Source organism: Streptomyces sp., assembly GCF_035563135.1.
Classification (GTDB): Bacteria; Actinomycetota; Actinomycetes; order Streptomycetales; family Streptomycetaceae; genus Streptomyces.
Genome location: NZ_DATMVN010000074.1, coordinates 1 through 7,913 on the forward strand (window position 1 = coordinate 1; position 7,913 = coordinate 7,913).

Below are 7,913 nucleotides of genomic sequence, written 5' to 3' on the forward strand. Positions count from 1 at the left end.
CAGTCGTCGATATTTCCGAAGAGCTGAAGTCCCTCTCCTCGACCATGGGGTCGATCGAGGCCGTCCTGGACCTGGATGCGCTGAGGGCCGACATCGCCGCGCTCGAGGAGCAGGCGGCGGCGCCGTCCCTCTGGGACGACCCGGAGGCGGCGCAGAAGATCACCAGCAAGCTTTCGCATCTCCAGGCCGAGGTCCGTAAGGCCGAAGCCCTGCGAAGCCGTATCGACGATCTCGGCATCATGTTCGAGCTCGCCGAGGACGAGGGTGACGCCGATGCGCTCGCGGAGGCGGAGACCGAGCTGGTGTCCGTCCGCAAGGCGCTGGACGAGATGGAGGTCCGCACGCTCCTCTCCGGTGAGTACGACGCGCGCGAGGCCCTGGTCACCATCCGGGCCGAGGCCGGCGGCGTCGACGCCGCGGACTTCGCCGAGAAGCTCCAGCGCATGTACCTCCGCTGGGCGGAGCGGCACAACTACAAGACCGAGGTCTACGAGACCGCGTACGCCGAAGAGGCCGGCATCAAGTCGACCACCTTCGCGGTGGAGGTGCCGTACGCCTACGGCACGCTCTCCGTCGAGCAGGGCACCCACCGCCTCGTGCGGATCTCGCCCTTCGACAACCAGGGCCGCCGCCAGACGTCCTTCGCGGGTGTCGAGGTCCTGCCGGTGGTCGAGCAGACCGACCACATCGAGATCGACGAGTCCGAGCTGCGCGTGGACGTGTACCGCTCCTCGGGCCCCGGCGGCCAGGGCGTCAACACCACGGACTCCGCGGTGCGTCTGACGCACCTGCCCACCGGCATCGTCGTCTCCTGCCAGAACGAGCGCTCGCAGATCCAGAACAAGGCGTCCGCGATGAACGTCCTCCAGGCGAAGCTCCTCGAGCGCCGCCGCCAGGAGGAGCAGGCGAAGATGAACGCGCTCAAGGGCGACGGCGGCAACTCCTGGGGCAACCAGATGCGTTCATACGTCATCCACCCGTACCAGATGGTCAAGGACCTGCGTACGGAGTTCGAGATCGGCAACCCGGAAGCGGTCTTCAACGGTGAGATCGACGGGTTCATCGAGGCCGGTATCCGCTGGCGCAAGCAGAGCGAGAAGTAGTCGTATTCCGTACGGCAGTTGAGCCCGGGCAGGGAAACCGCCCGGGCTCCTCGCGTCTGCGGGGGCATTTCGGTATGCGGGGAAGCTGTGGTGAACGGGTCACAGTAGTGCCCCTGAATAGACGTCAAGTCGCCCCATAACGGCGCACATGGCCCGGAACGGCCTTGACGTGGTTCTTAACTCTGGACAGGGTGCTAGGGCAGCACGCGTATGTCTGGGACAGGTGTGATCGGGGGCGGGCGGGATGACCACGGTACGGCGTGGCCCTGCAGAGAATGTGACCCCGCAGGGCCGTGGACCGCATATGGCTGCTCCATCGACGAGATCAGCTACTGGGGGTAGCAACAGATGACGAAGAAGACGCGTATTCGCGTCGCGCGGATAGCCGCTGGTGCGGTTATCGCCGCGGGTGCCTCGCTCACCGCAGCAGGCGCCGCACAGGCCACGGGCTTCATCGGCGTGGACACCGCCGAGGACTCCACGACCATCCAGACCGGCCTGTTCGGCGGCACTGACGGCGGCGGCGACAGCGGTGCCGGTGGCGTGGACGGCGGCGGTGACAGCGGTGCCGGCGGTGTCGACGGCGGCGGTGACAGTGGCGCCGGTGGTGTCGACGGCGGTGCTGACGGCGGTGCCGATGGTGGCGCTGACGGCGGCGCGGATGGCGGTGCTGACGGCGGTGCCGACGGCGGCGCTGACGGCGGTGCCGATGGTGGTACCGCGACCGGTGGCTCCGACGGTGGTACCGCGACCGGTGGCTCCGACGGCGGCGCCTGCGTCGTCGGTGCCGAGGGTGCGGCCTGTGCCGACAACACCGACACGGACAGCGTCGGCAACCAGCCGGTCGAGCAGAGCAAGGGCAAGGACGAGCTCGCCGAGACCGGTGCGGCCGAGACCATGTTCCTGCTGGTCGGCGCCGCGACGATGATCGCCGGTGGCATCGGCTTCCGCATCCTGCCGCGTCTGGCCGGCGGCGGTCGCGCGGCCGCCTGACGCCCGTAGGCGCACGCTGAAGGGCCCGGGAGAACCGACATGGTCTCCCGGGCCCTTTCGCTCACCTGAACCGCTCCTGCGGCCGTACGCACACGTTCGAGCCCCGCAGGGCGGGAGCGGTGCGGCCTCTTCGGCTCAGACGGCCTGGTGCGCGAGCAGTGCCAGAGCGGCCACCAGGACCACCATCAGCGCTATCAGCGTCACCGGGTTCAGTCCCGCGAACGGGCCCTGCTCCTCCATCCGCTCCCGGCTCGCCCGGCACACACGGCAGCGGCCCTCGTTCACGGGCGCCGCGCAGTTCGCGCACACCAGTCGGTCATAGGTCATGCGCAGTCCTCCTCCCGCGCGGCGGGAGCCGCATCCACGTTCTCTCCGCACAACGCTCAGGGAAACGCAACCGTTCCCCCTACCACTGTGCCAGCTCGCGCCGGTTTCGGCGCGGCCCGCCCGACAAGGTCCGGCCCGCCCCGTTTCGTTCCATGCCGCTTTCCGCCACAAATCACTCATTGCCGGACGCCGACTGCGCGTGCTCACCGGCTTCGCGTATGGTCACGCTCACCTACCCCCGGCCTACCGTGGTGCATCCGTGATCCGATTCGACAACGTCTCCAAGACCTACCCGAAGCAGAGCCGTCCAGCTCTCCGGGACGTCTCACTCGACATCGAGAAGGGTGAGTTCGTCTTCCTGGTGGGCTCCTCCGGCTCCGGCAAGTCCACCTTCATGCGGCTCATCCTTCGTGAGGAGCGCGCCAGTCAGGGCATGGTCCACGTGCTCGGCAAGGACCTCGCGCGGCTGTCCAACTGGAAGGTGCCGCAGATGCGCCGCCAGCTGGGCACGGTGTTCCAGGACTTCCGCCTGCTCCCCAACAAGACCGTCGCGGAGAACGTGGCCTTCGCGCAGGAGGTCATCGGCAAGCCTCGTGGTGAGATCCGCAAGGCCGTGCCGCAGGTCCTCGACCTCGTGGGTCTCGGGGGCAAGGAGGACCGGATGCCCGGTGAGCTCTCCGGTGGTGAGCAGCAACGCGTCGCGATCGCACGGGCGTTCGTCAACCGTCCCATGCTGCTGATCGCGGACGAGCCGACCGGCAACCTCGACCCGCAGACCTCCGTGGGCATCATGAAGCTGCTGGACCGGATCAACCGGACCGGCACCACCGTGATCATGGCGACCCACGACCAGAACATCGTCGACCAGATGCGCAAGCGCGTCATCGAGCTCGAACAGGGCCGTCTCGTACGTGACCAGGCGCGCGGCGTCTACGGCTACCAGCACTGAGGTGCCGGCACCTCTGAGCCTCTGCACGAGCATCGAGTACTGAAAGGACGCCATGCGCGCCCAGTTCGTTCTGTCGGAGATCGGCGTCGGTCTTCGTCGTAACCTCACGATGACCTTCGCGGTCGTGGTCTCCGTCGCCCTCTCGCTCGCCCTGTTCGGCGGTGCGCTGCTGCTGCGCGAGCAGGTCGGCTCGATGAAGACCTACTGGTACGACAAGGTCAACGTCTCGATCTACCTCTGCAACAAGAACGACGCCAAGGACGTGCCCAAGTGCGCCAAGGGCGCGGTCACGGCCGAGCAGAAGAAGGAGATCAAGGCCGATCTCGAGAAGATGGAGGCCGTCGAGAAGCCCGTCATGTTCGAGACGGTCGACGAGGCGTACAAGCACTACCAGGAGGAGTTCGGCGACTCTCCGATGGCCGGGAGCATCACGCCGGACCAGATGCAGGAGTCGTTCCGGGTCAAGCTGAAGGACCCGGAGAAGTACAAGGTGGTCGCGACGGCCTTCGCGGGCCGTGACGGGGTGCAGTCCGTCCAGGACCAGCGGAGCATCCTGGACAACCTCTTCGAGCTGATGAACGGCATGAACGTGGCCGCGATCTTCCTGATGGCGCTGATGCTGGTCATCGCGCTGATGCTCATCGTGAACACCGTCCGCGTCTCGGCGTTCAGCCGGAGACGGGAGACCGGCATCATGCGGCTGGTCGGGGCCTCGGGCTTCTACATCCAGATGCCGTTCATCATGGAGGCGGCCTTCGCCGGCCTGATCGGCGGACTGCTCGCCTGCGTGATCCTGCTCGCCGGCCGGTACTTCCTCATCGACGGCGGTCTCGCGCTCCAGGACAAGCTGAATCTGATCGACTTCATCGGCTGGGAGGCGGTGCTCACGAAGCTTCCGCTGGTCCTCGCGATCGGGTTGCTGATGCCCGCCGTCGCCGCTCTCTTCGCGCTGCGCAAGTACCTCAAGGTGTGACGGACGCCCCGTCCCGCATGCGGCCAACGCGCCATGTGCGGACGGGGCGTTGTCCTACACTCGGCCACATGCCGGGCCATACGTACCATGTGGGACCCCGCGGTCTGTGCCGCGGGGCGGCCCTGACGTTGGTGTTCGCGAGCGTGCTGGCGACCGCCGCGGCCACCGGGGCGCTGCCCCGTGAGGACGACACCGGCACGGAGATGAAGGCCCGTTCGGTGTCCTCCGCCCTCGGTCCCGTGGACCGTGAGGAGATCGCGGACGCGATCGCCGAGGCGGAGGCCGCCGGCAAGTCCGGTACGGACGCCGCGGAGGAGGTCGTCAGCCGCAGCGGCGACCGCTGGGGCGCGGTGTACGACGAGCGGGAGTACGAGGAGTTCGAGCAGGCCCTCGACGGTTCGTACACCGGGGTGGGGATCTCCGCCCGCCGCTCGGCCCGCGGCGAGGTCACCGTGTCCGGGGTCCAGCCCGGCGGGCCGGCCGACCGGGCAGGCGTACGCACGGGGGACCTGCTGCGCACCGTGGACGGCCGTACGGTCGGGAGGCGGCCCGTCGCCGAAGTGGTCGCGCTGCTGCGCGGGGACCACGCGAAGGCCGCCGAGGGATCGTCCGTGGTCCTCGGACTCGGCCGAGGCAGCCGCTCCTGGACGACGACCCTGCGCCGGGCCCGGCTCAGCGTGGACCCGGTGAGCGTCCGGCAGCTGGGCCGGAGCCCTTCCTCCGCGGTCCTGATCAAGGTCGCCGCGTTCACCAAGGGCGCCGGCACGGAGGTCCGCGACGCCGTCGACGGGGCGCCCGGGGGTGCGGGCATCCTCCTGGACCTCCGGGCCAACGCGGGCGGCCTGGTCACCGAGGCGGTCGCCGCCTCCTCCGCCTTCCTGGACGGCGGGCTCGTCGCCACCTACGACGTGCATGGTGAGGAGCGCGCCCTGTACGCCGAGCCGGGCGGGGACACCGGCCGGCCTCTGGTCGTCCTGGTGGACGGCGGCACGATGAGCGCCGCCGAGCTGCTGACCGGCGCGCTGCAGGACCGGGGCAGGGCCGTGACCGTCGGATCGCGCACCTTCGGCAAGGGGTCCGTGCAGATGCCCAGCAAGCTCCCGGGCGGCTCGGTGGCGGAGCTGACCGTCGGGCACTACCGCACGCCGGCCGGCCACAGCATCGAGGGAAGCGGCATCACCCCGGACGTCGGGGCGGCGGGCCCGGAGGCCCAGCAGCGGGGCGAGACGGTATTGAGTGGCCTCGGGGGTGGGTCGTAGTGCGAAAATGACCGCACTATGGCCAAGGAAAAAGACACCGGGCGCAAGATGATTGCGCAGAACAAGAAGGCGCGGCACGACTACCACGTCCTCGACACCTACGAGTGCGGTCTCGTACTGATGGGTACGGAGGTCAAGTCGCTGCGGATGGGCAGGGCGTCGCTGGTCGACGGCTTCGTCCAGATCGACGACGGAGAGGCGTGGCTGCACAACATCCACGTCCCGGAGTACGTGCAGGGCACCTGGACCAACCACTCGGCCAAGCGCAAGCGCAAGCTGCTCCTGCACCGGGCCGAGATCGACAAGCTCCAGTCCAAGTCGCAGGAGACCGGCCACACGATCGTGCCGCTCGCCCTGTACTTCAAGGACAGCCGTGTCAAGGTCGAGATCGCGCTCGCGAAGGGCAAGAAGGAGTACGACAAGCGCCAGACGCTGCGGGAGAAGCAGGACACGCGGGAGACGAACCGCGCGATCGCGGCGGCCCGCCGGCGCCAGCGCCAGGGCTAGCGGCCGCCCGGTCCGGGGCGCCCGCGCCGGAGCCGCCGGAATACAGTGGCATCCGTGCGCGTTGGTCACGTACGATGGGCCGTGCACCCCACAGAGGGTGCGCGGTTTGAAAAATCAACATGGGGATGATCGGTTTCGACAGCGGATGTCGAAGCAGGGGAAGCGAGTCGAGGAAGCGGCAATGATCTCGTAAACCATATGTCGCAAACAATAATCGCCAATTCCAAGCGCGATTCCTCCGCCTTCGCCCTCGCTGCCTAATTAGCAGCTGAGCGAAGACTCTGCGGAGTGTCAGCCCGGGAGTGGTCCCGACCCGGATCCTGGCATCAACTAGGGATCTAAACTTCTAAGCCCGGTCACGGGGCCTAGAAGGAAATCAAACAGTGACTGGGCCTGTCGGAGGCTTGTTCGCGTGACCTCCGGGGCCGAGAAAAGCGTAGCGAACTGCACTCGGAGAAGCCCTGGTTCCGCACCGTTGGACGCGGGTTCGATTCCCGCCATCTCCACCACCCCATGTAAGCCTCCGCCCCGCGAGTTCTCTCGCGGGGCGGAGGCTTTTTTCATGAAGTCCCGCGCGGGTGGGGGCGGTGAACTCAGTCCTGGCCGGTCCGGAACCGGCGCCGGTAGTCGGTCGGTGTCGTGTCGAGTCTGCGGCGGAACGCCCGGACAAGGGTGTCGACGGTGCCGAATCCGCACGTGGACGCGATGCGTTCGAGGGTGGCGTCGGTGGATTCGAGCCGGCTGCGCGCCGCCTCCACGCGGACCGATTCGATGTAGGCGTGCGGGGTCGTGCCGAGTTCGGTCTTGAAGATCCGGGTGAGCTGCCGGTCGCTGATATGGGCGTGTGCGGCGAGGTCCGCGAGGGTGAGCGGTTCGCCGATGTTGCGCATGATGTGGTGGCGGAGGTCTTCGGTCCGCCGCGTCGTGGAGACCTGTTCCAGGGGAACGCTGAACTGGCTCTGGCCGCTGGGCCGTTTCAGGTACATCACGAGTTGCCGGGCGACGCTCAACGCGACGGCTTCACCGAGGTCGTCGGCGATGAGGGCGAGCGACAGGTCGAGACAGGCGCTGATTCCCGCACCGGTCCACACGTCGCCTTCGCGGATGAAGATCGGGTCGGCGTCGACCTCGACCGCCGGGTGGTCGCTGGCGAGCTGCTGCGCGGTCGACCAGTGGGTGGTGGCGCGTTTGCCGTCGAGGAGTCCGGCGGCCGCCAGGATGTGCGCTCCGACGCAGACGGAGGTGACCCTCCGGGTGCGGTCGGCGAGCTGTCTCACCCGCGCCACCACGCGGGGGTCGGTGAGCGGGTGCACGCGGCGACGGCTGTCGACCTCGACCGCGCCGGGCACGATCAGGGTGTCGATGCTCCTGGTGGACAGATCGTCGAAGGTGACGTCGGGGAGGACGCGCACCCCGGCGCCGGTGGTGACCGGGTCCATGGTCTCGGCGGCGAGGACCACGTCGTAGCCCGCCGCTTCGTCCGTCTCGCGCCGTGCGAGGGAGAACACCTCCGGTGGTCCGGTGACATCGAGCAGATCGACGTGTTCGAAGAGAACGATGACGATCAGTCGTCTGACGGCGCTCATGAGGCTCCCACGGTCGGCAACGTCTATGTCGGTATCTGCATGTTAGGTGACATTGCCGACACCCGGCGCCGCACTGCGTGTGCCGCCGCCGCGACGGCCAGGGCCAGGCCCGCCGCGCACACCGGCGCCGCGTACCCCGTGGCCGTACCGGTGTGCTCCACCAGCCAGCCGCCCGCTGCCGAGCCCGCCGCGATGCCGCCCAGCAGGGCGGTGACG

Annotated in this window: 8 protein-coding genes and 1 other RNA gene; 7 read left to right on the forward strand and 2 right to left on the reverse strand. The window is 68.3% G+C overall.

Annotation, left to right across the window (positions count from 1 at the left end):
* Together prfB and VN520_RS03255 are read left to right on the forward strand one after the other, a co-directional pair.
* A partial coding sequence (gene prfB, locus VN520_RS03250) for a peptide chain release factor 2 (protein ID WP_325745298.1) occupies positions 1-1,103 on the forward strand: 1,103 nt, incomplete at its 5' end.
* Positions 1,104-1,451: 348 nt separating this feature from the next.
* Positions 1,452-2,096, forward strand: a complete 645-nt coding sequence (locus tag VN520_RS03255; RefSeq protein WP_325745299.1) for an LPXTG cell wall anchor domain-containing protein — start codon at positions 1,452-1,454, stop codon at positions 2,094-2,096.
* A 135-nt stretch (positions 2,097-2,231) separates the two neighbouring features.
* Here the strand turns inward: VN520_RS03255 and VN520_RS03260 are convergent, their stop codons facing one another.
* On the reverse strand, positions 2,232-2,423 hold the full coding sequence (locus VN520_RS03260) for a hypothetical protein (protein WP_325745300.1): 192 nt from the start codon (positions 2,421-2,423) through the stop codon (positions 2,232-2,234).
* A gap of 259 nt (positions 2,424-2,682) precedes the next feature.
* Between VN520_RS03260 and ftsE the strand changes: the two genes are divergently transcribed.
* The 5 genes from ftsE (at position 2,683) to ssrA (ending at position 6,620) form a co-directional block, all read left to right on the forward strand.
* On the forward strand, positions 2,683-3,372 hold the full coding sequence (gene ftsE / locus VN520_RS03265) for a cell division ATP-binding protein FtsE (RefSeq protein WP_014046319.1): 690 nt from the start codon (positions 2,683-2,685) through the stop codon (positions 3,370-3,372).
* Positions 3,373-3,424: 52 nt separating this feature from the next.
* Positions 3,425-4,345, forward strand: coding sequence for a permease-like cell division protein FtsX (gene ftsX, locus VN520_RS03270; RefSeq protein ID WP_325745301.1), 921 nt, complete (start codon positions 3,425-3,427; stop codon positions 4,343-4,345).
* A gap of 68 nt (positions 4,346-4,413) precedes the next feature.
* Positions 4,414-5,604: a S41 family peptidase gene (locus VN520_RS03275; RefSeq protein WP_325745302.1), complete on the forward strand. Its 1,191-nt coding sequence runs from the start codon at positions 4,414-4,416 to the stop codon at positions 5,602-5,604.
* An 18-nt stretch (positions 5,605-5,622) separates the two neighbouring features.
* Positions 5,623-6,111, forward strand: a complete 489-nt coding sequence (gene smpB / locus VN520_RS03280; RefSeq protein WP_325745303.1) for an SsrA-binding protein SmpB — start codon at positions 5,623-5,625, stop codon at positions 6,109-6,111.
* Between the two features lie 121 nt (positions 6,112-6,232).
* Positions 6,233-6,620, forward strand: a transfer-messenger RNA (tmRNA) gene (gene ssrA, locus VN520_RS03285).
* An 84-nt stretch (positions 6,621-6,704) separates the two neighbouring features.
* Here the strand turns inward: ssrA and VN520_RS03290 are convergent.
* The gene (locus VN520_RS03290) at positions 6,705-7,697 is read right to left on the reverse strand and encodes a GlxA family transcriptional regulator (RefSeq protein WP_325745304.1); all 993 of its coding nucleotides are present in this window, start codon (positions 7,695-7,697) and stop codon (positions 6,705-6,707) included.
* Positions 7,698-7,913 lie beyond the last annotated feature (216 nt).